The sequence below is a fragment of the Streptomyces sp. NBC_00102 genome (assembly GCF_026343115.1).
Taxonomy (GTDB): domain Bacteria; phylum Actinomycetota; class Actinomycetes; order Streptomycetales; family Streptomycetaceae; genus Streptomyces.
The window spans coordinates 5,125,001-5,150,580 of the sequence record NZ_JAPEMC010000001.1; the positions used below are offsets into that span (position 1 = coordinate 5,125,001).

Annotated in this window: 16 protein-coding genes and 2 rRNA genes (1 of these 18 cut by a window edge); 11 read left to right on the plus strand and 7 right to left on the minus strand. The window is 70.8% G+C overall.

Annotation, left to right across the window (positions count from 1 at the left end):
- From OHA55_RS23020 to OHA55_RS23030, 3 genes are all read left to right on the plus strand, one after another.
- Positions 1-1,398 (plus strand): 23S ribosomal RNA (locus OHA55_RS23020) (it extends 1,728 nt beyond the left edge of the window).
- Positions 1,399-1,472: 74 nt separating this feature from the next.
- Positions 1,473-1,589: ribosomal RNA gene (gene rrf, locus OHA55_RS23025) — 5S ribosomal RNA — on the plus strand.
- A gap of 148 nt (positions 1,590-1,737) precedes the next feature.
- Entirely contained in the window at positions 1,738-2,181 is a 444-nt protein-coding gene (locus OHA55_RS23030; RefSeq protein ID WP_266709262.1) for a hypothetical protein, read from the plus strand.
- A gap of 19 nt (positions 2,182-2,200) precedes the next feature.
- Here OHA55_RS23030 and OHA55_RS23035 read toward each other — a convergent pair whose 3' ends face one another.
- Positions 2,201-3,013, minus strand: a complete 813-nt coding sequence (locus tag OHA55_RS23035; RefSeq protein ID WP_266709264.1) for an NAD(P)H-binding protein — start codon at positions 3,011-3,013, stop codon at positions 2,201-2,203.
- A 70-nt stretch (positions 3,014-3,083) separates the two neighbouring features.
- Here OHA55_RS23035 and OHA55_RS23040 point away from each other — a divergent pair, with 70 nt between their 5' ends.
- Positions 3,084-3,515 carry a helix-turn-helix domain-containing protein gene (locus OHA55_RS23040; RefSeq protein WP_266709266.1) on the plus strand — a complete coding sequence of 144 codons (432 nt, stop codon included), beginning with the start codon at positions 3,084-3,086 and terminating at the stop codon, positions 3,513-3,515.
- 3 nt (positions 3,516-3,518) lie between these two features.
- Here OHA55_RS23040 and OHA55_RS23045 read toward each other — a convergent pair whose 3' ends face one another.
- A complete protein-coding gene (locus tag OHA55_RS23045; RefSeq protein ID WP_266709268.1) occupies positions 3,519-3,998 on the minus strand; it encodes a DUF2000 domain-containing protein in 480 nt (159 codons plus the stop codon).
- A 16-nt stretch (positions 3,999-4,014) separates the two neighbouring features.
- Between OHA55_RS23045 and OHA55_RS23050 the strand changes: the two genes are divergently transcribed.
- Positions 4,015-4,974: an AraC family transcriptional regulator gene (locus OHA55_RS23050; protein WP_266711075.1), complete on the plus strand. Its 960-nt coding sequence runs from the start codon at positions 4,015-4,017 to the stop codon at positions 4,972-4,974.
- Here OHA55_RS23050 and glgB read toward each other — a convergent pair.
- The 4 genes from glgB to OHA55_RS23070 all read right to left on the minus strand — a co-directional run bounded on the left by glgB (position 4,925) and on the right by OHA55_RS23070 (position 12,970).
- The gene (gene glgB / locus OHA55_RS23055; RefSeq protein ID WP_266709270.1) at positions 4,925-7,393 is read right to left on the minus strand and encodes a 1,4-alpha-glucan branching enzyme; all 2,469 of its coding nucleotides are present in this window, start codon (positions 7,391-7,393) and stop codon (positions 4,925-4,927) included. The genes OHA55_RS23050 and glgB overlap by 50 nt on opposite strands.
- Positions 7,394-7,550: 157 nt before the next feature.
- Positions 7,551-8,993 (minus strand): phosphotransferase, encoded by a 1,443-nt coding sequence (locus OHA55_RS23060; RefSeq protein WP_266709272.1) that lies wholly within the window; start codon positions 8,991-8,993, stop codon positions 7,551-7,553.
- Between the two features lie 273 nt (positions 8,994-9,266).
- Positions 9,267-10,973 (minus strand): maltose alpha-D-glucosyltransferase, encoded by a 1,707-nt coding sequence (gene treS / locus OHA55_RS23065; protein ID WP_266709274.1) that lies wholly within the window; start codon positions 10,971-10,973, stop codon positions 9,267-9,269.
- A complete protein-coding gene (locus tag OHA55_RS23070; protein WP_266709276.1) occupies positions 10,970-12,970 on the minus strand; it encodes an alpha-1,4-glucan--maltose-1-phosphate maltosyltransferase in 2,001 nt (666 codons plus the stop codon). Before OHA55_RS23070 ends, treS begins: the two co-directional genes overlap by 4 nt.
- Before the next feature lie 801 nt (positions 12,971-13,771).
- Between OHA55_RS23070 and glgP the strand changes: the two genes are divergently transcribed.
- Positions 13,772-16,489, plus strand: a complete 2,718-nt coding sequence (gene glgP, locus OHA55_RS23075; protein ID WP_266709278.1) for an alpha-glucan family phosphorylase — start codon at positions 13,772-13,774, stop codon at positions 16,487-16,489.
- Positions 16,490-16,598: 109 nt separating this feature from the next.
- On the opposite strand, the gene OHA55_RS23080 is transcribed toward glgP, so the two are convergent.
- Positions 16,599-18,629, minus strand: a complete 2,031-nt coding sequence (locus tag OHA55_RS23080; protein WP_266709280.1) for a M4 family metallopeptidase — start codon at positions 18,627-18,629, stop codon at positions 16,599-16,601.
- 846 nt (positions 18,630-19,475) lie between these two features.
- Between OHA55_RS23080 and OHA55_RS23085 the strand changes: the two genes are divergently transcribed.
- The 5 genes from OHA55_RS23085 to OHA55_RS23105 are packed head-to-tail and all read left to right on the plus strand — an operon-like array spanning position 19,476 to position 25,243.
- Complete coding sequence (locus OHA55_RS23085) at positions 19,476-20,963, plus strand: nucleotide sugar dehydrogenase (RefSeq protein WP_266709282.1); 1,488 nt, start codon at positions 19,476-19,478, stop codon at positions 20,961-20,963.
- Entirely contained in the window at positions 20,960-22,492 is a 1,533-nt protein-coding gene (locus tag OHA55_RS23090; RefSeq protein ID WP_266709284.1) for a glycosyltransferase, read from the plus strand. The genes OHA55_RS23085 and OHA55_RS23090 overlap by 4 nt, the downstream gene beginning before the upstream one ends.
- A complete protein-coding gene (locus tag OHA55_RS23095) occupies positions 22,489-22,701 on the plus strand; it encodes a hypothetical protein (protein ID WP_266709286.1) in 213 nt (70 codons plus the stop codon). The genes OHA55_RS23090 and OHA55_RS23095 overlap by 4 nt, the downstream gene beginning before the upstream one ends.
- Positions 22,698-24,308 (plus strand): polysaccharide deacetylase family protein, encoded by a 1,611-nt coding sequence (locus tag OHA55_RS23100; RefSeq protein ID WP_266709288.1) that lies wholly within the window; start codon positions 22,698-22,700, stop codon positions 24,306-24,308. The genes OHA55_RS23095 and OHA55_RS23100 overlap by 4 nt, the downstream gene beginning before the upstream one ends.
- Positions 24,305-25,243, plus strand: coding sequence for a hypothetical protein (locus OHA55_RS23105; RefSeq protein ID WP_266709289.1), 939 nt, complete (start codon positions 24,305-24,307; stop codon positions 25,241-25,243). Before OHA55_RS23100 ends, OHA55_RS23105 begins: the two co-directional genes overlap by 4 nt.
- Positions 25,244-25,580: the final 337 nt, after the last annotated feature.

Below are 25,580 nucleotides of genomic sequence, written 5' to 3' on the forward strand. Positions count from 1 at the left end.
TAAGGCTGAGACCTGATGCCGAGCCGATTGTGGCGAAGTGGATGATCCTATGCTGTCGAGAAAAGCCTCTAGCGAGTTTCATGGCGGCCCGTACCCTAAACCGACTCAGGTAGTCAGGTAGAGAATACCGAGGCGTTCGGGTGAACTATGGTTAAGGAACTCGGCAAAATGCCCCCGTAACTTCGGGAGAAGGGGGGCCATCACTGGTGATTGGATTTACTCCATGAGCTGGGGATGGCCGCAGAGACCAGCGAGAAGCGACTGTTTACTAAAAACACAGGTCCGTGCGAAGCCGTAAGGCGATGTATACGGACTGACGCCTGCCCGGTGCTGGAACGTTAAGGGGACCGGTTAGCTGACTTTCGGGTCGGCGAAGCTGAGAACTTAAGCGCCAGTAAACGGCGGTGGTAACTATAACCATCCTAAGGTAGCGAAATTCCTTGTCGGGTAAGTTCCGACCTGCACGAATGGCGTAACGACTTCTCGACTGTCTCAACCATAGGCCCGGTGAAATTGCATTACGAGTAAAGATGCTCGTTTCGCGCAGCAGGACGGAAAGACCCCGGGACCTTTACTACAGTTTGATATTGGTGTTCGGTTCGGCTTGTGTAGGATAGGTGGGAGACTTTGAAGCGGCCACGCCAGTGGTTGTGGAGTCGCCGTTGAAATACCACTCTGGTCGTGCTGGATGTCTAACCTCGGTCCGTGATCCGGATCAGGGACAGTGTCTGATGGGTAGTTTAACTGGGGCGGTTGCCTCCTAAAGAGTAACGGAGGCGCCCAAAGGTTCCCTCAGCCTGGTTGGCAATCAGGTGTTGAGTGTAAGTGCACAAGGGAGCTTGACTGTGAGACCGACGGGTCGAGCAGGGACGAAAGTCGGGACTAGTGATCCGGCAGTGGCTTGTGGAAGCGCTGTCGCTCAACGGATAAAAGGTACCCCGGGGATAACAGGCTGATCTTCCCCAAGAGTCCATATCGACGGGATGGTTTGGCACCTCGATGTCGGCTCGTCGCATCCTGGGGCTGGAGTCGGTCCCAAGGGTTGGGCTGTTCGCCCATTAAAGCGGTACGCGAGCTGGGTTTAGAACGTCGTGAGACAGTTCGGTCCCTATCCGCTGTGCGCGTAGGAATATTGAGAAGGGCTGTCCCTAGTACGAGAGGACCGGGACGGACGAACCTCTGGTGTGCCAGTTGTCCTGCCAAGGGCATGGCTGGTTGGCTACGTTCGGAAAGGATAACCGCTGAAAGCATCTAAGCGGGAAGCCTGCTTCAAGATGAGTATTCCCACCCCCTTTGAGGGGTTAAGGCTCCCAGTAGACGACTGGGTTGATAGGCCAGATGTGGAAGCCCGGTAACGGGTGGAGCTGACTGGTACTAATAGGCCGAGGGCTTGTCCTCAGTTGCTCGCGTCCACTGTGTTGGTTCTGAAATAACAACCGCCGTGTTTTTCCGGTTGGTTAATTTCATAGTGTTTCGGTGGTCATTGCGTTAGGGAAACGCCCGGTTACATTCCGAACCCGGAAGCTAAGCCTTTCAGCGCCGATGGTACTGCAGGGGGGACCCTGTGGGAGAGTAGGACGCCGCCGAACAATTTTTCCGGGAGACCCCCGTGCCTTGTGGCACGGGGGTTTTCTGCGTTTACGGACAATTCTCGACGAGAGGTTGTGGGGTGTCTTCGAGACCCGAGCCGGAATTTGAGCGGAGACCGTGTCAGTCGTCCCCAGTACGATCCGGATCATGGGGAACCTCTACGACTACTACGCCGCCACCGGCGACACCCAGGCGATAGCGCTGTCCGAGGACGAGGATGTTGCCGGCCCAGCCGATCCGTTCGGCCTGATCGGGCTCAAAGGGGTCATGCCGCACGGGATTCTCGGCATCGTCGAATCCTGCCTGACGGGCAGGTCCGAGGAGCAGGTGGAGGCCGACCCGCGCTTTTGCGAGCTGGTCAGCGAGGACAATGAGGACGGACCCTGGCTCGTCTCGCTCACGGACACCCTCCGGGACGCGCTCGCGGAAGCCACCCCGGACCGTCTGCTGGAAGCCGCCACCGCGTGGACACGGACGGAGGATGGCGCGGACCAGGACCCGGAGCTCATGGCCGACTTCTTGGAACGCCTCGCCGGACTCGCCCGCGACGCCGGGCCGCAGCGGGGTCTGTACTGCCGTATGTCCTTGTGACGGTTCAGCCGCACCCGTGTCAGTGCGCCACCGAAGCCCGGTACACATCCAGGGCCGATCGCGGCGCGCGCCCGAGGAGTCTCGGGAGGGCGTTGTCCTCGATTCCGCTGCCGTCGAGGAAGCCCGCGGCGACGGCCGAGTACGCGCCGACGAGCATGGGCACCTGGAAGGGGAGGGCCTCGCCGGCCGAGGCGATCGCCTCGCGGGTCGCGGCGAGCGAGCCGGGCCGGTACCGACCGCCCACCGCCTTCGCCAGATCGTCGCCGCCCAGCGACTCCTCGCCCACGAGTTCGTAGACCTTTCCCGCGTGCGCACCGGGCTCGGTCACCACCCGGGCAGCCACCGCGGCCAGGTCCTCCCTGGCCACCGCCGCCAGCCTGCCCTCGCCCAGCGGGGCCGTGATCGTACCGTCGGCGCCGGGCGCCGCGACGGCGGCGAGGAATTCGGCGTACAGGCCGTTGCGCAGCACCGTCCAGGTCAACGGGGAGCGTGCCAGGCGGCGTTCGGTCCAGCGGTGGGCGAGGGCGAAGGGCAGGTGGTCGCCGTCGCCGCTCACGCTGGTGTAGACGACGTGGCGCACTCCGGCCTTCTCGGCGGCGGAGATCGCGGCTTCGTGCCGGGCGAGGACGACGTCGTCCTCGCCGTATCCGGCGGAGATGAGCAGGAGCGTCTCCACCCCGGAGAAGTCCAGCGAGGACGGGTCGTCGAAGTCGGTACGCCGCTCCGACGTCGAACGCGGGGTCCGGGTGCCGAGCGCGAGGCCGTCGCGGCCTGCCAGTTCCTCGGTGACGAGCCTGCCGAGAGCGCCGTTCGCGCCGGTGATGAGCAACATGGAAGTTCCCTCCTGAGCCGTGTGTTCTCATCCTCGGGAGTGGACGCGGATCGCATAAGGAGGCACTTCGATGTCGGTAGGGCACACCGGTGTAACCAGGTCCGAGCCGCAGGAGCCGGTGATCGTCTGCGAGACGCCGCAGGACGAGTGCGGGGTAAGGGACGTCCTCGACCGGCTCGGCGACAAATGGTCGGTCTACGTGATCGTCGAACTCGCTTCCGGGGTACGGCGCTTCAAGGAGCTGCAACGGCGGATTCCGGGCGGGGTCTCGCAGCGCATGCTGACTCTGACCGTCCGGCGCCTGGAGCGCGACGGCCTGGTGAACCGGACCGTGTACCCGACCGTTCCCGCCCAGGTCGAGTACGAGCTCACCGAACTGGGGCACAGTCTCACCCACCTGGTCAAGGCGCTGGCGGACTGGTCGATCGAGCACCGGCCGGTCATCGCCGCCGCCCGCGAGGCCTGGGACGACGCCGGCCGCACCCCGGCCTTCGGCTCCTGAGACTCAGGGGTGCATACGGGCGCCCTTGAGGACCTTGTCCACCGCGTTGCGCGGCCCGTACACCGCCAGGCCCACGAGGTCGAGGCCGGCCGTACCCACGGCCCGTACGGCCGCCCGGTTGTCCCGGTCGTTGCCCGTGGCGAACAGGTCCGAGGTGAACAGGGACCTCGGCAGGGCGCGGGAGAGCGCACGGCCGTGCGCGGCGGTCAGCACCTCCTTCGTCCCCTCGAAGACCAGCACGGGCTGGCGGAACATCGGCAGGTACGGGGTGCCGTCGGCGTCCTGGTACGGCTCGCCGATCACCTCGGGCGCCACCGTGGAGAGGCCGCTGACCAGGAAAGCGGTCACGTTCAGCCGCTGCCAGGTCTCCAGGTCCTCGCGGAGCAGGACGGCGATCTTGGTGTCGAAGCGGACGGGGGCGTCGTCGTACGGGGTGGCGTTCCCGGCGGTGTTCCCGGAGGTGTTCTCGTTCTCGGTGTTCATGCTCCGAGACTCCGCGATGCCCGTCCGCCGGGTCTTGTACGTTCTTTGCGTGCCGTCCTCGCCGGAGCAGGAAGAGATCTCCGCATGGCGCCCGCACGTCCCGGGCGTCGTGGAGGTCCTGCATGCCCACTTCACCGAACACGCCTACCCGATGCACGTACACGACGCCTGGACCCTTCTGATCGTCGACGACGGAGCCGTCCGCTACGACCTCGACCGGTACGAGCGCGGCACCCCGCGCGACACCGTGTCCCTGCTGCCCCCGCAGGTCCCGCACAACGGCTCGCCCGCCACCGCGCACGGCTTCCGCAAGCGCGTCGTCTACCTCGACCTGACCCAGCTCGACGCGAGCCTCATCGGGCCCGCGGTGGACCACCCGGACTTCGCCGATCCGCTGCTGCGCACGCGCGTCGGGCAGCTGCACGCGGCCCTCGCGCATCCCGGTGACGCTTTCGAGGCGGAGAGCCGGCTGGCCTTCGTGGGGGAGCGGCTGCGTGCGCTCCTCGGTCCGGGACAGGATCGCGGCGGGCCGGTGCCCGAGGGCCGGGGCGTCGCCCGGGACCTGCGCGACCTGCTCGACGAGCGGCTGGTCGACGGCCTCACCCTGGCCCAGGCCGCGCGCCTGGTCCACGCCCACCCCACGCATCTCGTACGGGCCTTCAGCGGTGCGTTCGGTATCGCCCCGCACCAGTACGTGACCTCCCGCCGCGTCGACCTGGCCCGCCGGCTGCTGCTCGACGGGCGTCCGCCGGGGGAGGTGGCGGCCGCGGCCGGCTTCCACGACCAGTCCCACCTCACCCGGCACTTCAAGCGGATCATGGGTACCACCCCGGGCCGGTTCGCCCGCGCCGGAACGCCGGGAGGCCCGGACCGCACGGTCCGGGCTTCCCTCGGTACGGATACGGGCGCGGGTCCGCGCCCGCCGGTCAGGCCGGGCGGAACCAGACCGTGGCCAGCGGCGGCAGGGTCACCGTGATGCTGGTCCCGCGGCCGTGCGCCGGTACCTCCTCCGGCTTCAGCGGCTCCTCGTTGCGGACGTCGCTGCCGCCGTAGCGGGCCGCGTCGGTGTTCAGCACCTCCACCCAGCCCTCGGCGGACTCCGGTACCCCGAGCCGGTAGTCGTGCCGGACCACCGGGGAGAAGTGGGAGACGGCGAGCAGCGGGGAGCCGTCCGCGTCGAAGCGGAGGAAGGCGAGGACGTTGTCCTCCGCCGCACCGCCGTCCACCCAGCTGAAGCCGCCCGGGTCGGTGTCGCGCTGCCAGAGCGCGGGCACCGCGCCGTACACCGCGTTCAGGTCCGCGACCAGGTCGCGCACCCCCCGGTGGTCGACGGACGCCTCGTACGCCGGGTCGAGCAGCCACCAGTCCGGGCCGTGGCCCTCCGACCACTCGGCCCCCTGTGCGAACTCCTGTCCCATGAAGAGGAGTTGCTTGCCGGGGTGGGCCCACATGAAGCCGAGGTAGGCGCGGTGGTTGGCGCGCTGCTGCCACCAGTCGCCGGGCATCTTCGAGACCAGCGCCTGCTTGCCGTGCACCACCTCGTCGTGCGAGATCGGCAGTACGTAGTTCTCGCTGTACGCGTACACCATCGAGAAGGTCATCTCGTTGTGGTGGTACTTGCGGTGCACCGGCTCCTTCGCCATGTAGGTGAGGGAGTCGTGCATCCAGCCCATGTTCCACTTCAGCCCGAACCCGAGCCCGCCGAAGCCGTCCGGGCCGGTGTGGTGGGTGGCGCGGGTGACGCCGTTCCAGGCGGTGGACTCCTCGGCGATCGTCACCACCCCGGGGTTGCGGCGGTAGACCGTCGCGTTCATCTCCTGGAGGAAGGCCACCGCGTCCAGGTTCTCCCGGCCGCCGTGCTCGTTGGGCGACCACTGGCCGTCCTCGCGGGAGTAGTCGAGGTAGAGCATGGAGGCGACCGCGTCGACCCGCAGCCCGTCGATGTGGAACTCCTCGCACCAGTACGTGGCGTTGGAGACGAGGAAGTTGCGGACCTCGGTGCGGCCGTAGTCGAACTCCAGGGTGCCCCAGTCCGGGTGCGCCGCGCGGGACGGGTCGGAGTGCTCGTACAGCGGGCGTCCGTCGAACTCCGCCAGCGCCCATTCGTCGCGCGGGAAGTGCGCGGGCACCCAGTCCATGATCACGCCGATGCCCGCCCGGTGCAGCGAGTCGATCAGGTGCCGGAAGTCGTCGGGGGTGCCCATGCGGGAGGTCGGCGCGTAGAAGCCGGTCACCTGGTAGCCCCAGGAGCCGCCGAAGGGATGCTCGGAGACCGGCATCAGCTCCACGTGCGTGAAGCCCAGGTCCTTGACGTACGCGGGCAGCTGCTCAGCAAGTTGACGGTACGTCAGACGAGGCCGCCAGGACGGCAGATGGATCTCGTACACGGAGAACGGCGCCTCGTGCACCGGCCGGTCGCCGCGCCGCTCCATCCAGTCGGCGTCCTGCCACGCGTAGTGCGAGACGGTGACCACCGACGCGGTGGCGGGCGGGATCTCGGCGGCGCGGGCCATCGGGTCCGCGCGCAGGGTGTGCGAGCCGTCCGGGCGGCAGACGTCGAACTTGTAGAGGGCCCCCTCGCCGACCCCGGGGAGGAAGAGCTCCCACACCCCGGTCGACCCGAGCGAACGCATCGGCAGGCCGGTGCTGTCCCAGTAGGTGAAGTCGCCCGCGATCCGCACCCCGCGCGCGTTGGGCGCCCACACGGTGAACCGGGTCCCGGTGACGCCCTGGTGTTCCATGACCCGCGCACCCAGCGCGGTCCACAGCTCCTCGTGCCGGCCCTCGCCGATCAGATGCAGGTCCAGTTCGCCGATCGAGGGCAGGAAGCGGTACGGGTCCTCGATCTCGATCTCGTTGTCCGCGTAGGCGACCAGCAGCCGGTACACCGGTACGGCCCCGAGCGGCAGCACCCCGGAGAAGAAGCCGTCGCCGTCGTCGAGGAGTTCGGCGCGCAGCCCCTCGGCGAGCACCGTCACGCCGCGCGCGTGCGGGCGCAGCGCCCGTACCAGCACTCCGCCGTCGTGGGGATGGGCGCCGAGCAGGTCGTGCGGGGCGTGGTGCTCGCCGGCGAGCAGCCGGCCCCGGTCGGCGTCGTGCAGGGCGGGCGCGGGGCGGACGCCCTCGCCGGGGTCGGTGCCGCCGCGCCGGGGGTGGGGCGGCACGCCGGTCTTCCGCTTGGCCTTGGGGCGCTTCGCCGGGAGAACGTCGGCCGAGGCGGGCTCGGGAACGTCTTCCGGGGCGGGCGCGGGCGCGGTCGTGGTGACCGTGGCGGTCGCGGCGGAGGCCGCCGGTTCCGGCACGTCGGCCGTCCCGGTCACCACCGGCTGCGGGGCTGGTGCGACCTCGGTTTCGACGGGGACGGGCTTCTTCCTGGACGGCTTACGGGCGGTCACGGGGACGGCCTCCTCGGGGGGTCGGTCGGGGCGGGGCGGGCGGAACGGTGAAAACCTCGCGGGCCGGTGGGCCTGGTGCCCGGCCGGACGGCCGGGCCGGGCACCAGGCCCACCGGCCCGTCGGTCCGCGACGGCGGGGGAGCCGCGCGGACCAGGATCAGGTGGACGCGGCGAGCCGCTGGATCGCGGCCATCGGGACGGGCAGCCAGTCGGGGCGGTGCCGTGCCTCGTACAGCACTTCGTACACGGCCTTGTCCGTCTCGTGGGCGCGCAGCAGCTCGGGTTCGCTGCGCGGGTCGGTGCCCGAGACCTCGGCGTACCCCTCGCAGTACGCGGAGCGGCAGCGTTCCGCCCACGCGTCGCTCCAGGGCCGGTGGGAGCGGGCCGCGTAGTCGAAGGAGCGGAGCATTCCGGCGACGTCGCGCACCGGTGGCTGCGGGCTGCGGCGTTCGGCGAGCGGCTTGGCGGGTTCGCCCTCGAAGTCGATCAGTGACCAGAACCCGTCGGCGCCGCGGAGCGTCTGTCCGAGGTGCAGATCGCCGTGGACCCGGTGGGTGGCCCAGGAGCGGCCGCGGTGCCCCAGCTCCGCCACCGCTTCGAAGGCGGCGTGCAGCGCGGGGACGTACGGCAGGAGAGCGGGGACGGCCTGCGCGGTCGACTCCAGCCGCTGGGTCATCCCGGCGACCAGCTGTTCGATGCCCGCCAGGCGCAGGTCCGGGCCCGGCAGGGCGGAGGCGAGCGCGGAGTGCACCTCGGCGGTGGCCCGGCCGAGCGCCCGGGACTCCGGGACGAAGTCGCGTCCCGCCGCGAGCGCGCCGAGCGCCAGTTGCCAGCCGTCCTCGGCGCCGCGCAGGAAGGGTTGCAGCACCCCGAGGGTGAGCGGTTCGGGGGTGGTGGCCTCGAACCAGGCGACGGGTGCGGGCACCCGTCCGCAGCCCTCGCCGACGAGGGCGAGCGGCAGTTCCAGATCGGGGTTGGTCCCCGGGAAGACCCTCCGCAGGATCTTCAGGATGTACGCGTCGCCGAAAACGAGCGAGGAGTTGGACTGTTCGGTGTCGAGCAGCCGTGGTGCGAGCCCGGCCGGAATCGTTTCCGCGCGTTCGAAGCGGAGCGCGCCGAGCGGTCCGGGGCGGCGGAACCGCTCCAGCAGCAGACCCGCCAGCCGTGGATCGTGCAGGCCCTCGTATACGGTGCGGCCCGCCAGCGGCCCGTCCGTCACCCGCCCGATGAGCGCGGGCGCCAGCACCGGCGGCAGTTCCGTCCGTACCCCGAGCAGGAGTTGGTAGCAGTCACCGGTGGCGCGGGCGGGCAGTCCGGGCTGGTGGACCCGGACCAGGAGGTGGAGCAGCCCGGGGCCGGTCGCGGTGGAGTCGACCGGCAGTATCTCCGTCGCGGAGACCAGGGTGAACCCGGCGACCGGGTGGCCCTTGCCGGCGAACCACCGTTGCCTGGGCAGCCAGTCGTGGAGCAGGGGGGCGAGGGAGGGCAGGAGTGCGGTCCCCGCCGCGGCGCCCCCCGGCCGCGGATGGGGTTGTGGGTGGGGCGCCTGTTTCGTGGTGCTTTTCGCCAGGGCGACGTGAGTGGATGCAGCCTCCGACATGGCATCGCGTCCTTTCCCCGGGCACACAGATGCGAGGAGTGTCCCGGATTGCGGCAATGGCTGTCCGGCTGTGCGGGACGTGTCGGCTGAGGATGGTGCGTACGGACTCGAATGGCCCAACGGCCGCCCGGGTCCTCCAGGCCGTGTCCGGTGGAGCATGGCCGGGGGCACGGCGCTCGATGTGGGGGAGAGTGCCCCGTGCGGGACGGTGGAAACCGTCCCGCAGGAGCCGTGCGTACCCTTCCCCCGGGTTCAACGCCCCGGTGGTGCAGGTCAGATGGCCGGTGCTTCCTTCCGCAGGCGGAACCAGTAGAAGCCGTGTCCGGCGAGTGTGAGCAGGTAGGGCCACTCGCCGACGGCGGGGAAGCGCACCCCGCCGATCAGTTCGACCGGGTGGCGCCCGTTGAAGGACCGCAGATCGAGCTCGGTCGGCTGCGCGAACCGCGAGAAGTTGTGGACGCACAGCACGAGATCGTCCCCGTACTCACGGGTGAACGCGAGCACCGCCGGGTTGGACGAGGGCAGTTCGGTGTACTCGCCCAGTCCGAAGGCCGGATTCTGCTTGCGGATCTCGATCATCCGCCGGGTCCAGTGCAGCAGCGAGGAGGGCGACGCCATGGACGCTTCGACGTTGGTGACCTGGTAGCCGTAGACCGGGTCCATGATCGTGGGCAGGAAGAGCCGGCCGGGGTCGCTGGAGGAGAACCCGGCGTTGCGGTCCGGCGTCCACTGCATCGGGGTGCGCACCCCGTCGCGGTCGCCGAGCCAGATGTTGTCGCCCATCCCGATCTCGTCCCCGTAGTAGAGGATCGGGGAGCCGGGCAGCGACAGCAGCAGGGCGGTGAACAGCTCGATCTGGTTGCGGTCGTTGTCCAGCAGCGGGGCGAGGCGGCGCCGGATGCCGATGTTGGCCCGCATCCTGGGGTCCTTGGCGTACTCGGCGTACATGTAGTCGCGCTCTTCGTCCGTGACCATTTCGAGGGTGAGCTCGTCGTGGTTGCGCAGGAAGATGCCCCACTGGCAGTTCTTCGGGATCGCCGGTGTCTTGGCCAGGACTTCGGAGACCGGGTAGCGGCTCTCCCGCCGTACCGCCATGAAGATGCGCGGCATCACGGGGAAGTGGAACGCCATGTGGCACTCGTCGCCGCCGGCCTGGTAGTCGCCGAAGTAGTCGACGACGTCCTCGGGCCACTGGTTGGCCTCGGCGAGCAGCACGGTGTCCGGGTAGTTGGCGTCGATCTCCTTGCGGACCCTCTTGAGGAAGCCGTGGGTCTCGGGGAGGTTCTCGCAGTTGGTGCCCTCGCGCTGGTAGAGGTACGGCACGGCGTCCACCCGGAAGCCGTCGATGCCGAGGTCCAGCCAGAACCGGAGGGCGGAGATGATCTCCTCCTGCACCGCCGGGTTGTCGTAGTTGAGGTCGGGCTGGTGCGAGAAGAACCGGTGCCAGTAGTACTGCTTGCGCACCGGGTCGAAGGTCCAGTTCGAGGTCTCCGTGTCGACGAAGATGATCCTCGCGTCGGGGAACTGCTTGTCGTCGTCGGCCCAGACGTAGTAGTCGCCGTACGGGCCGTCGGGGTCGGACCGGGACTGCTGGAACCACTCGTGCTGGTCGCTCGTGTGGTTCATGACGAAGTCGATGATGACGCGCATGCCGCGCTGGTGCGCGGCGTCCACGAACTCCACGAAGTCGGCGAGGTCGCCGAACTCCGGAAGCACCGCGGTGTAGTCCGAGACGTCGTAACCGCCGTCGCGCAGGGGCGACTTGAAGAACGGCGGCAGCCAGAGGCAGTCGATGCCGAGCCACTGGAGGTAGTCCAGTTTGGCGGTGATGCCCTTGAGGTCTCCGATGCCGTCGCCGTTGGAGTCCTGGAAGGACCGGACGAGGACCTCGTAGAAGACGGCGCGCTTGAACCAGTCGGGATCACGGTCCTTGGCGGGGGTGTCCTCGAAGGTGTCGGGAACGGGCTCATTCACGATCATGGTGTGGGTGACCCTCCGGTCGGCGGGGACGGTCGCAGGACGACGATGTGCGCGGGCGTGATGCCCGGCTCTAGGCGCACATAGAAGGTCCTGCCCCAGTGATAGGTGTCGCCGGTGAGCTCGTCGCGCACCGGCACGCTCTCGTGCCAGTCGAGGCCGAGCTGCGGCATGTCCAACGAGACCGTGGCCTCCTGGGTGTGGTGCGGGTCGAGGTTGGCGACCACCAGGACGGTGTTCGATCCGGAGCGCTTGCTGTAGGCGATCAGCGCGTCGTTGTCGACGGAGTGGAAGTGGACGTCACGCAGCTGCCGGAGCGCCGGATGGCGGCGCCTGATCCGGTTGAGCGAGGTGATCAGCGGAGCCAGCGAGCGTCCCTCGCGCTCGGCCGCCTCCCAGTCCCTGGGCCTGAGTTCGTACTTCTCCGAGTGCAGGTACTCCTCGCTCCCCGGGTGGGCCGGGGTGTTCTCGCACAGCTCGAATCCCGCGTACACGCCCCAGGACGGGGAGAGCGTCGCGGCCAGCACGGCCCGGACCTCGAAGGCGGGCCGGCCGCCGTCCTGGAGGTAGCCGGGAAGGATGTCGGGGGTGTTCACGAAGAAGTTGGGGCGCATGTACGAGGCGGCCCCGCCGGAGACCTCGGTGGCGTACTCGGTGAGCTCCTGCTTCGTGTTCCGCCAGGTGAAGTACGTGTACGACTGCTGGAAACCGACCTTCGCGAGGGTGTGCATCATCGCGGGGCGGGTGAACGCCTCGGCGAGGAACACGACATCCGGGTCGGTGCCGTTGATCTTCTCGATCACCCGCTCCCAGAAGACGACCGGCTTGGTGTGCGGGTTGTCCACCCGGAAGATCCGCACCCCCCGGTCCATCCAGAACCGCAGCACCCGCACCGTCTCGGCGACCAGGCCCGGCATGTCCTTGTCGAAGGCGATGGGGTAGATGTCCTGGTACTTCTTCGGCGGGTTCTCGGCGTACGCGATCGAGCCGTCGGGGCGGTGGTGGAACCACTCCGGGTGCTCCTTCACCCAGGGGTGGTCCGGGGAACACTGGAGCGCGAAGTCCAGCGCGATCTCCATCCGCAGGGTGCGGGCGGTCTCCACGAAGTGGTCGAAGTCCTCCAGCGTCCCGAGGTCGGGGTGGACCGCGTCGTGGCCGCCGTCGGCCGAACCGATCGCCCACGGCACACCCGGGTCGTCGGCGCCCGCGGTGAGGGTGTTGTCCGGACCCTTGCGGTGGGAGGTCCCGATGGGGTGGACCGGCGGCAGGTAGACGACGTCGAAGCCCATCGCGGCCACCGCCGGCAGGCGCTCGGCCGCCGTCCGGAACGTGCCGCTGACCAGCCGGGTCTTCCCGCCGGGGAGGGTTTCGCGGCGGGCGCCCTCGGAGCGCGGGAAGAGTTCGTACCAGGAGCCGTACAGCGCACGCGGGCGCTCGACGACCAGCGGCAGCGGGCGCGAGGCGGTGACCAGCTCGCGCAGCGGGAAGCGGGCGAGCGGGTCCGCCACCGCCGGGGTGAGCGCCGCGGCCAACCGGTCGGCGGGCGTACGGGTGTCGTCCCGCAGGGCGTCGACGGCGGCCAGAACCGCCTCCCGGCCGTCCTTCTTCGGGACGCCCGAGGCGGCCCGCTCGTACAGGGCCGCGCCTTCGGCGAACACCAGCTCGGTGTCGATCCCGGCCGGAATCTTGATCTGGGCGAGCCGCCGCCAGGTGGTCAGTGGGTCGCTCCACGCCTCGACCTTGTACGACCAGCGCCCCTCGACGTCCGGGGTGACGTCGGCGCCCCAGCGGTCCGTGCCGGGAGCCAGCTCGCGCAGGGGGACGAACGGGCCGCGCCGTCCGCTCGGGTCGCGCAGCACGACGTTGGCCGCCACCGCGTCATGGCCTTCGCGGAAGACGGTGGCGGAGACCTGGAAGGTCTCGCCCACCACCGCCTTCGCCGGGCGTCTGCCGCAATCGACGAGCGGAAGGACGTCCAGGACGGGGATACGACCGATCATGACATCACCTGAAAGCTGGAGCGGGGCGTGCGGGGACGACGGCACGCGCGGCGAGGACCGCATCCGCGTGCCGCGAGACGGGGGATCAGTCCTTTGTAGCTGCTCAGCTGTCTGCTGACGGGCTGTGGGCATGGCCGCTCCTGTCCGCGTTCACTCGAATGGCACTCGAATGGCTGGCGTGCGCGGGGATGACGCGCACGCTGCGGGGGTGTGCGCGAGGACGTGTGGCGCCGGGCCGGCTGTGTACGCGGGTAGCCTTCCCACCGCTTTCGCGCGGTCAACCCGGCGCCGTGTTAACTACTGGGTCGTAATCCGGACGCCGCGCGCGTCCGGCGCACGGCATCGGGCGTGCGGCGTCACACGAGTCACCGGGTACCCGCGCTCCGGCGACTCGCACCTCCCGGTGGGTTCGCCACCCCGGAAGCCTCTCCCGGCCGGCCCAGGCCCACAAGGTCGCCCGAGGGGGTGAAATCAGCCATATCCGTTCGGAGCGGGCGGGGTTGACGGGGCCGGAGGGGCCCCTGGGGCAGCGCCGGGGGCACTCCGCGGGCACCTTCCGGGGCCTGTCGACGCACCGTCCGGGACCCTCCCCGGGCACCTTCCGGAGCCTGTCGACGCACCGTCCGGGACCTCCGGGGAGACCTTCCGGTGCCCCGCCGACGCGTGCGCCGGACCGCGTGACGACCCCGTGCGCCGTGGCCGCACGCGGCGGTGGGCCGTTACCGTCGTCAGTGGTTGAGCGGCGCACACCGTGGTGCGGCGTCCCCTCGGATTCGCAACTCCCCTGTAAAGGTGGAACGCGTGAAGGCCATTCGTCGGTTCACCGTACGTCCCGTCCTCCCCGACTCCCTGCGACCCCTGCACGACCTCGCGCGCAATCTGCGGTGGTCGTGGCACACCGAGACCCAGGAGCTCTTCCGGTCCGTCGACCCCGAGGGGTGGCGGCCGGAGGATGCCGACCCGGTGCGGCTCCTCGGCTCCGTCTCCGCCTCCCGGCTGGCCGAACTCGCCCGCGACGAGGAGTTCCTCGGCCGCCTCGGCGAGGCCGCCGACGAGCTCGACGCGTACCTCACCGGACCCCGGTGGTACCAGAGCCGACTCGCCCAGGGCAGCCAACTACCCAGCTCCGTCGCCTACTTCTCGCCCGAGTTCGGAGTGACCGCGGCCCTGCCGCAGTACTCCGGCGGACTCGGCATCCTGGCCGGCGACCACCTCAAGGCCGCCAGTGACCTCGGCGTCCCGCTCATCGGGGTCGGCCTGCTCTACCGGCACGGCTACTTCCGCCAGTCGCTCTCCCGCGACGGCTGGCAGCAGGAGACCTATCCGGTCCTCGACCCCAACGAACTCCCGGTCACCCTGCTGCGCGAACACGACGGCACCCCCGCCCGGGTGGTGCTCGCGCTGCCCGGCGGACGCTCGCTGCACGCCTGCGTCTGGAAGGCCCAGGTCGGCCGGGTCCCCCTCCTCATGCTCGACTCCGACGTCGAGGAGAACGCGCCCGGCGAACGCGACGTCACCGACCGGCTCTACGGCGGCGGCAGCGACCACCGGCTCCTCCAGGAGATGCTGCTCGGCATCGGCGGGGTGCGCGCCGTGCGCACCTGGTGCCGGCTCACCGGCGCCCCCGCGCCCGAGGTGTTCCACACCAACGAGGGCCACGCCGGCTTCCTCGGCCTCGAACGCATCCGTGAACTCGCCGAAGGGAAGCAGACGTCCGGACAGGCGTCCGGACAACTCTCCGGCGAGGGGCTCGACTTCGACTCGGCGCTCGAAGTCGTCCGGGCCGGAGCCGTCTTCACCACCCACACCCCGGTACCCGCCGGCATAGACCGTTTCGACCGGCAGCTCGTCGCCCGCCACTTCGGCGACGACGGCGAACTCCCCGGCGTCCCCGTCGACCGGGTGCTCGCACTCGGAGAGGAGACGTACGAGGGCGGCACCCCGGGCATCTTCAACATGGCCGTCATGGGGCTCCGCCTCGCCCAGCGCGCCAACGGCGTCTCCACCCTGCACGGGGCCGTCAGCCGGGAGATGTTCTCGGGGCTCTGGCCGGGATTCGACCCGGCCGAGGTGCCCATCACCTCCGTCACCAACGGCGTGCACGCCCCCACCTGGGTCGCCCCCGAAGTGCTCGGCCTCGGCGCCCGGCAGGTCGGCGAGGACCGCGCCCGGGACGCTCTCGCCGGCGGCGAGGTGGCCACCGGGAACGACACCGACCGCACCGGCACCCCGCGCCGCTGGGACGCCGTGACGGCCATCGGGGACCAGGAGATCTGGGACCTGCGCCGCGTCCTGCGCGAACAACTCGTCACCGAGGTCCGTAAACGCCTCTACGCCTCCTGGCGCAGGCGGGGCGCCGGCACCGCCGAACTCGGCTGGATCGACGGCGTACTCGACCCGGACGTCCTCACCATCGGCTTCGCCCGCCGGGTCCCCTCGTACAAGCGGCTCACCCTGATGCTCCGCGACAAGGACCGGCTGACCCGGCTGCTGCTCCACCCGACCCGGCCCATCCAGATCGTCGTCGCCGGAAAGGCCCACCCCGCCGACGACGGTGGGAAGCGGCTCATCCAGGAGCTGGTCCGGTTCGCCGACGAGGCCGAGGTGCGCCACCGGATCGTCTTCCTGCCCGACTACGGCATGGCCATGGCGCAGAAGCTCTACCCCGGCTGCGACGTCTGGCTCAACAACCCGCTGCGCCCGCTGGAGGCCTGCGGCACCAGCGGGATGAAGGCCGCCCTCAACGGAAGCCTCAACCTCTCGGTGCGCGACGGCTGGTGGGACGAGTGGTTCGAGCCGGACTTCGGCTGGGCCATCCCGACCGCCGACGGTTCCGCCGTGGACGACGACCGGCGCGACGAACTGGAGGCCGACGCCCTCTACGCGCTGATCGAGGACCGGGTAGCGCCCCGCTTCTACGACCGCGGGGAGAACGGGCTGCCCGAGCGGTGGATCGAGATGGTCCGACGCACCCTCGCCGCCCTCGGCCCCAAGCTCCTTGCCGGCCGCATGGTCCGGGAGTACGTGGAGCGGCTCTACGCCCCCGCCGCGCTGTCGCGCCGCGCCCTCGACGCCCCGGTCGCCCGCGACCTCGCGGCGTGGAAGTCGAAGGTACGGGCGGCCTGGCCGCAGGTGGCCGTCGACCACGTCGAGACGGTCACCGACACCGCCGCGAGCGGCTCGGCGGAGCTGGGCGCGACCCTCGCGCTCCGGGTCCGGATCGCGCTCGGCGGCCTCGCCCCGGAGGACCTGGAGGTGCAGGTCGTCGCAGGGCGGGTGGACTCCGGCGACGCGCTCGTCGACGCCCAGGTCATCCCGCTGAAGGTGACCGGCACCGGCGACCTGGAGGACCACCGGATCTACGAGGGTCCGCTCTCCCTGGACCGTACGGGCCCGTACGGCTACACCGTGCGCGTCCTGCCCTCGCATCCGCTGCTGGCCTCGGGCACCGAACTCGGCCTGGTGGCCCTGCCGGACGCGACCGTCGGCGAGGAGGAGGGCGGCCCGGTACTGCGCTGACCGGCGGCAGTGGCACCCGGCGGGGAACGCGTGGACGGCCCGGGAGGAGAGTCGGTCTCCTCCCGGGCCGTCCTGCGTTCATCGCTTCAGCCGGTTCGGCTCAGGTGCGTCAGAAGGTGAGCGAGAAGCTGTTGATCTTGCCGGTGTCGCCCGAGGCGACGTCCTGCACCTTCAGCTTCCAGACACCGTTGGCGACCTGCGCCGAGGCGTTGACCGTGTAGGTCGCCACCACGTTGTCGGCCGAGTCGCTCGACGAGGAGCTCTTCAGCCGGTACGAGGTCCCGTTCGGGCCGACGAGGTCGACGACCAGGTCACCGCGCCAGGTGTGGGTGATGTTCACGGAGGCCTGGAGGGTGCTGGGGGCGTTGCCGGTGACGCCGGAGACGGTGAGCGAGCTGGTGACAGCGGCACCGTTGTCCGGGATCGAGACGGCGGTGTTGCTGGTGAAGACCGTTCCCGTGGGAGGCGTGGTGCCGCCCGGGCGGGTGCCGACGTTGATGCCGGCCCAGGCGTTGGCCACGGCGGTGTACTCGGCGCTCGTCGTGCCGTACAGCTCACCGGCGGCGGCGAGGGTACCGGTACGCGCGGAGGCGTAGTTGGTCGTCGTGGTGAACTTCGTGGTGAGCGCCCGGTACCAGATCGCCAGCGCCTTGTCGCGGCCGATACCGGTCACGGCGAGGCCGTCCGAGGTCGGCGAGTTGTACGAGACGCCGTTGACGGTCTTGGCGCCGCTGCCCTCGGAGAGCAGGTAGAAGAAGTGGTTCGCCGGGCCCGAGGAGTAGTGGACGTCCGAGCTGCCGATGCCGGAGAACCACGAGTCGTACGACCCGCCGTCCTTGCTCGGCTTGTCCATGTAGCGCAGCGGGGTGCCGTCGCCGTTGATGTTGATCTTCTCGCCGACGAGGTAGTCGCCCGGGTCCGCCGCGGTGTTGGAGTAGAACTCCACACCCGCCGCGAAGATGTCACTGGTCGCCTCGTTGAGGCCACCGGACTCGCCGCTGTAGACCAGCCCGGCGGTGGCCGCGGTGACACCGTGCGACATCTCGTGGGCCGCGACGTCCAGCGAGGTCAGCGGGGCGGCGTTGCCGGCACCGTCGCCGTACGTCATGCAGAAGCAGCTGTCGGTCCAGAAGGCGTTGACGTAGTTGTTGCTGTAGTGCACGCGGGAGTACGCGGCGACGCCGTTGCCCTTGATGCCGGTGCGGCCGTGGACGTTCTTGTAGTAGTCCCACGTCTCGGCCGCGCCGTAGTGGGCGTCGGCGGCGGCGGTCTCGGTGTTGGTGCCGACGCCGTTGCCCCAGACGTCGTCCGCGCCGGAGAAGAGCGTCCCGGTGCCGGACGTGCCGTGGTTCAGGTTGTACGTCTTGTGGCCACCGCGGGTGGAGTCGGTGAGGTTGTACGAACCCGTGGTGCCCGAGGTCCCGAGGGTGACGGTGCCGCTGTACTGCGTGTTGCCGGTACCGGTCTCGATGCCCTGCCACTCGAACAGCTTGGCGCCGGAGGTGGCGTCCGTGACGACGTGCAGCTCGTTCGGGGTGCCGTCCTCCTGGAGGCCGCCGACCACCGTCTCGAAGGCGAGCTTCGGGGTGCCGTTCGCCAGCCAGACGATCTTGCGGGGAGCCTGGCTCGCAGCGGTGGCCTTCGAGCCGTCGGCCGAGGCGGCGCTCAGCGCCTGCTTCTCGGCGGCGGCCGGGGCGATGTCCGCGACGGTGTCGACGGACGTCAGCTGCGCGGTGGTGGCGGGGGACGCCTTGATGACGGACTCGGTCGCGCCGGCCGCGCTCTCGGAGACGACGAGGTCGCCGCCGAGGACCGGCAGCCCGCCGAGGGTCCGCTCGTAGCGGGTGTGCACCGTGCCGTCGACGTCCTTGACGACGTCACGGACGACGAGCTTCTCCGTCGCGCCGAGGCCGAGTTCCTTGGCGGTGGTGGCCTTGCCCGCGTCGGCCTGGGCGATCAGGGCGGCACGGGCGGCGGGGGAGAGGTCCGCCGGCAGAGCGCCCGGGTTGGCCGTGCTCGGGACCGGGGCCGCGGCGGGGGTGGCGGTCGCCGAGGGCGAGGTGACTCCCACGGCGACCAGGGCCGCCGCGGCGATCAGGGCGCCGGTCGCGGTGGTGCGACGGCTGTGCGTGAGTCTCACGCGGACTCCTTCTGCGAGGGGGGGTACCGGCGGGCGGTGGCCCGGTCGGCAGTGCAGGCGGTGCGCGGAACGACGGAAGAGTGTCAGTCGCGGCGTGTTCCTGTCAGGACCGCGTCAATGAATTGGCCAGAACTCGTCCGTTGCTGAGGGGCCGGTGTTCGTTAAGCGGACGTTTCGTCGATCTTGGCCACCATGACATCCGCAGGCCGCCCGATGCCGTAACCGCCGACAATGGCGGTCCGTGGCCGTGTACGGGGTGTTCGAGAATTTCGGGGGTGGAGGAGTCTGGCTCACGTGGTGAGACGCACGGGGTGCATGGCTCATAACCAGCCATGCGTGGAGGGCATTTAACCCGGCCGGCGGGACGGGCCCGCGGAGGCGGTCCGCGAAGGGGCCCCGCCGTCGGGTCGGGGTGCTGCGGCGGGTGGTGGGGCGTGTGGGGAGTGCGGTGGGTGGTGGTGGGGCGCGCGCGGGGTCGGTGCGACGGGTGAGGTGGGACGTGTGGTGAGGGCGAGGCGGGTGAGGTGATGCGGGTGCGGCCGGGGCGTCCGATTCCCGTCGCGCCCGATTGACCGTTGTCACGCAGTCCTACGATCCTTCCATCGTGGAATGTCGCCGGAGAGAAGACGAATTCCCTTCCGCGCGGGAGTCATTGAAATGATGAGAATGCGAACGGGCCGTGGGTATCCGCTGATTTTGCCGTCGTGCCGTGTCCGTCCACGTCTTTCGTGACGGATCGGGCACGATTTGTCCGTGGTGACAGGAAGAGATCAGATCCCGGTCGAACCGGATGAGACCCCCGGGCCGGAACGTCCGGCAACCCCAGCCCCGGCGGGGGGCGTTCCCGTGCAGGGGCGTTCCGACCCCGACCTGATTTCCCCGGTGCCCTCCCCGGCGACGGACCTGCCCGGCCTCTTCGAGGCGGCGGACGACGACGAGCCGCTCCGCGTCCAGCTCTCCCGGGCGGAGCGCCACGGACGCGCGGTCGCGGTGATCGGGCTGGGGTACGTGGGTCTGCCGACCGCTCTGGCGCTCCGCGCGGCGGGGGTCCGGGTGATCGGGATCGACGTCAGCGCCGACCGGCTGCGCGACATCCGTGCGGGCGCCGTGGACCTGGGGCTCCGGGATCGGGAACGGCTGACGGACGCGTTGCACGACCCCGCCTTCCTGCTGACCGACGACCCCCGGGCGTCCTCCTGGGCGGACACCGTGATGATCTGTGTGCCCACTCCCGTGGACCGCCATCAGGTGCCGGACCTCGGGATGCTCGCGAAGGCCTGCGCTTCGGCGGTCGCGCACGCGGTTCCCGGGCAGCTGCTTCTGCTGACCTCCACCAGTTACGTGGGCACCACCCGCGATCTGCTCCTCGCGCCGCTCGCGGCCAAGGGGATGAAGGTGGAGGCCGATGTCTTCGTGGCCTTCGCCCCGGAGCGGATCGATCCGGGGAACGCCACCCACGGTCAGGACCTCACCCCGCGCGTCGTGGGGGGTGAGGGGCGGCGCAGTACCGCTTCGGCCGTCTCGGTGCTCTCCCGCATCTCCCCCTCGGTCCACCCGGTCGGAAGTCCGGAAGCCGCCGAGATGACCAAACTCTGGGAAAACACCTTCCGGGCCGTCAATATCGCGCTGGCGAACGAACTGGCCGACAATTGCGCCGTATTCGGACTGGATCCCCGATCGGTGATCGACGCGGCCGCGACCAAGCCGTACGGTTTCATGCCCTTCTATCCGGGCCCCGGTGTCGGCGGCCACTGCATTCCGTGCGATCCGCACTATCTGCTGTGGCAGTTGAAGGCCGAACGCATTCCCTCGCCGGTCGTCGACGCCGCGATGCGGGCCATCGCGGAGCGCCCCGGGCGGATGGCCGGACTCATCACGGCGAAGCTCGCCGCACGGGGAATTCCGGTCGCCGGAGCGCGTGTCCTGGTGGTCGGGATCGCGTACAAGAAGGGTGTGGCGGACATCCGCGAGAGCCCCGCGCTGGAGATCATGGGGCTGCTGGCGGACTGGGGGGCGGCGGTCTCCTTCACGGACCCGATGGTGCCCCGCGCCGATCTGCGCGGCCGGACGCTCACCGCCGTCGCCGACCCGTGGGACCAGCGATGGGACCTGGTCGTGCTGCACACTGTGCACTCCGGCACGGACCTGAGCCGGCTCGGCCCCGAACACACGGTGCTCGACATCTCCCAGGACCGCAGGGGCCCAGGCGGAGCCGGGACCCCCCGGGCCGCCGGAGCGGCGGGCGGAGCCGGTACGTCCGGAGGTGCGGAGGCGCCCGGCGGCGACGGGGCGCACCGGTCGGCGGGTTCGCCCGAGGTCGGGGTATCGGCGTGACCCTGACCGATCGCGCCCCTGCCGGCCGCACCACCGTCCCCGCCGCTGACCGTGCCACTGTCCCCGCCGCCGCCGACCGTGCCCGGGGCTCGGCCGCCGACCGTGCCCGGGGCTCCACGCCCCCACCCGGCCCGTCGGCCGGCCGGTGGCTCGCCGAGGCGCTCCCCGGGGTCCGGCGCGGGCTGCGCAGGCTGCTGGTGCTGCTCTGCCTGATGCCCCTGATCGTCGTCCTGGCCCACGAGGCGCTGCGGCTGCCGCGCCTGAACACGGCTTCGGCGTACGGTCTGGTGGTGCTCGCGGGCACGATCGCCCTGCTGTACATCGCGTACAGCCGCTACGAGGACCCCTCGACGACCTCCGGCCCGGCGGTGCCCGACGCCGGGTTCCCGCCGCTCGCCGCCCGGCCGCGCGTCGACTTCCTGCTGGCGGTGAAGGACGAGGCCGACGCCATCGAGGAGTGCGTCCGCTCCATGGCCGCCTCGGACTGCCCGCGGGTGCGGATCGTCGTGGTGGACGACTTCTCCACCGACGGCACCCGCGAGATCCTGGTCCGCCTGCGTGACGAACTCGGCATCACCGTACTGCTCTTGGACGAGAACGTGGGGAAGAAGCACGCCCTGGTCGCCGCGTGCGAGCACGTGGACGCCGAGGTCGTCGCGTTCACCGACTCCGACTGCGTCCTCGCGCCCGACGCGCTCCGCCGCTGCGTGGACGCGTTGGCCCGCCATCCGCGCCTCGGTGCCGTGAGCGGCCACTGCCGGGCCCTGAACGCCGACGCGACGATGCTGACGCGTATTCAGGACATTTGGTACGAAGGCCAGTTCAGGATCGCCAAGGCGGCCGAGTCCTCCTTCGGCTCGGTGTCCTGCGTCTCCGGCCCGCTCGCGGTCTTCCGTCGGGAGGCGATCTACAACTACCTCCCCGCCTGGGCCGGGGACCGCTTCCTGGGCGCCCCCTTCCGCTTCGCCACCGACCGCCAGCTGACCGGATACGTCCTCGGACAGACGTGGATCGGCAAATCCCTCAAGGACCGCTACCGGGACTCCCCGTTCGTCTCGGGCGAGGACCACCCCGAACGTCTCTGGCGGGTCGGCTACGTGCGGTCGGCCCACGTCCTGACCAACGTCCCCGCCCGACTCGCCCCGCTGATGCGCCAACAGGTCCGCTGGAAGAAGAGCTTCATCCGCAACCTCTTCTTCACCGGCTCCTTCATGTGGCGCCGGGGCCCCGGACCCGCCGTCCTCTTCTACGGCCACGTGCTCTGGGTACTCGCCGCACCGCTGATGGCCGTACGCCACCTGGTCTGGGCCCCGGCTCACGGCGCGTACCTCCTCACCCTCCTCTACGTCTGCGGAGTGCTGCTCAAGGGCTGCGTCTGGGGACTCGCCTACCGGACCGACCACCCCGGCGACACCCGATGGAGATACCGCCCCCTCATGAGCCTCTTCTCCTCGGTGGTCCTGGCCTGGCTGCTTCCGTACTCGCTGCTCACCGTGCGGCGCGGGATCTGGTCGAGGAGCACGACATGAGGGCGGGCGACAGACGGTCGAGCGGCTGGCGGCTGGGCGCGGAGACCCCGGGCGGCGCGGGCGCCGACCGTACGGCAACAGGGGCGGACGCACGCGGGGAACACGGGGGAGCGGTACGGCGTGCCGCCCGGCTGCTGGCCGGATTCCTGACCGCCTGCGCGGTCGTCGCCCTCTACCTGATGGTCCTGTCCCGGGGAGACCTGAGGTGAGCCGCCCGGGACGCCCCGGCCCGGGGCCGGTGGGCGCGGCCTCGGTACGGGCGGTCCTGGGGCTGCTGGCCCTGGTGCTGGTCGCCCTCCCCTTCTACGCGGTGTGGCGCTACGAGACCCACCGCAGGGCCGTCACTCCGCAGGCCGCACCGCCCGTGGGGGCGCGCCCCGTCGCCGGGCCGCCGCACGGCGCCGGACCGGGCCCGGCGGCGGACGCGGGGGCGGGGGCGACGCCGCCCGTCGTGCTGGCGTACCACGACATCGCGCCCCACGGCCGGAGCCGGTACACGGTCACCCCCGAAGCCTTCGACGCGCAGCTCGCCGCCCTGGCCCGGGCCGGCTACCGGAGCCTGTCCACCGAGGAGTTCGTCCGCTACCTGGACGGGGGAGACCCGCCCGCCCGCCGGTCCGTCTACCTCACCTTCGACGACGGCACCCACGGGCTCTGGGTGCACGCCGACCGCATCCTCGCCAAGTACCGGATGCGCGCGGCGGCGTTCCTGATCACCGGCTCGGTGGGACGCCACCGCCCCTATTACCTCTCCTGGCAGGAGATCGGCCGCATGACCGGCACCGGCCGGTGGGACTTCGAGGACCACACCCACGCCCTGCACCGGAGGGCCGCCGTGGACGCCGCCGGCACCCGGCAGTCGGTGCTCTCCCACCGCCTCTGGCTGCCGGGGGACCGGCGGCCGGAACGCGAGGACGAGTACCGGGCGAGGGTCGCCGGGGACCTGGACACCTCGCTCGCGGAGTTCGCCCGGCACGGCCTGCCCCGGCCCCGGCTCTTCGCGTACCCGTTCTCCGAGGCGTCCGAGCCCGTCGACTCCCGCACCTCGAAGGGAATCCTCCGGCACGAACTGGCGGGCCGGTTCGCCGCCGCCCTGACGAACACCACGGACCGGCCGCTCCCCGCCGGACGGCGGGCCGGTGCGGCAGGCGAGGTGCGGCGCCTGGAGATCACCCGGGCGACCGACCTCCGGGCATTCCGCGCGGGGCTGGAACTCTGGACCGCGACGGCCCCGGGCGACCGCCCCGAACCACTGGGCGACACCGTCGGCTGGGAGCACATCGGTGCGAAGGCCCCGCGCGGGCCCGGGGTTTTCACCGGCCGGGGGCCCTATCCGGGGAGGACCGGGTTCGCGGCGGCCTCCTACCGACCTCTCGCCTCGGCGGACTGGACCGACTACACGCTGGACGTGACGGTCGACCGGCTGCGCGAGGCGACGAACAACGTCGGCATCGTCGTACGCGACGGCAGCCTGGCGCCGGTCACGGTCGCCCTCAGCCACAGCTACGTCAGCCTCTTCGCCGGCACCGGGGACCGGCGGGCCGAAGTCGCGCGGCGCACGCTCCACGACAACACCGTGCACCGGGTGCGCGTCACCGTGCGGGGCGACCGTACCGAGGTCGTGGTCGACGGGCGCTTCCGGATCGACTGGACCGAACCCCGCGCCACCGGCGGGAACGGCAGGGGCGGCCTCGCCCTCAACATCCGCAACGCCGACGCCCTGGGGGAGTGGCCCCGCTTCGTCTCGCTCCGGGTCGCCTCCCTGCCCGCATCCGCCGCGGAGGCGGGCAGGGAGGCGGAGGCGGAGGGGCGATGATCCGGCGACGGGAAGGGCGGTCGTCCGCGCCCGGATACACCCGCCGTGCGGTGGTCGGGCTCGGGCTCGCCGCCACCGCGGGCGTCCTGCCGCTCACCGACGCGCCCCCGCCCGGCGCCGGGACGGGCGGGGCGCGGGTCGCGGACGACCTGGCGCGGGTCGCGGACGGCCGCAACGACGAGGCGGCTTTCGCAGCACCGGTACGAGCCGCCGCCGCTCCCGTCTGCGACGCCTCGGACGCCGGTACCTTCACCGCGGTCTTCCCCCGCTCCGGCCTGATCACCAACGAGTACGCCCACCGCCACCCCGCTGCCGCCGACGCCCGCACCGACCCCGACTGGTCCGTCACCAGCGGATCGCTCTTCGCCGACCGGGGAGCGGCCTGGAGCGGCGTCCCGGACGGGTTCTCCCCCGACCCGCTCTCCCGGCTGCACACCGGCTCCTCGGTGCTGCGGGCGGTGACCGTACGACGCGACTTCGCGGACACCGCCGTCCGCACCCAGGTCCTGCTCCGGCCTCCCGGCACCACCGCGCGCACCCCCGCGACGGACTGGGACGGCGGACACCTCTGGCTCCGCTACCGCAGCCCTCAGGAGCTGTACGCGCTGAGCTTCCGGCGGCGCGACGGCCTGGTGGTCATCAAACGCAAGCTGCTGCTGCCCGGGTCCGTCGAAGGAGCCGAGGGCGTGTACACGACTCTCGCGCAAGCCCGTTGCGCGTTTCCGTACGACACCTGGCACCACGTCGAGGCGCGGGCGCTCACCACGGCGCCGTCCACGGTCCGGCTGCTGCTCCTCGTCGACGGGCGGACCGTGGCGGAGGCGGTGGACACCGGACCCGGGGTGCTCACCGGCCCCGGCGGGGTGGGGATGCGCGGCGACAACAGCGAGTTGCGGTTCACCGCGTTCACCGCCGTGCCGTGCCGGGCTCCGTGAGTCGATCCTGCCGAGCGCCCTGCGAGCCGCGGACCTGGGCCAAGAGATGCGGGGCGGTCCGCACGCCCGCGATCGGCGGACGCGCGGCACGGTCCCGTTTATGCGATGACACGAATATGGGAGCGATCGCATGGACGCTCCCAGGACCGCGCCCGTACCTTCGTCCAGTCGGCCCGAAAGAGGCCAGGCACCGGCCAAGCTCCCAGTGAACGTCCCCGAGACGGACCGCGCACAGCTCGCTCGCCCGAACACCGGAGATGTAGGCGATCTTCGCCATCACGTGGTCCCGCACGGCCACCTGATACTTGCGTGCCGTTGGCAGAGACGCCCTCCACTG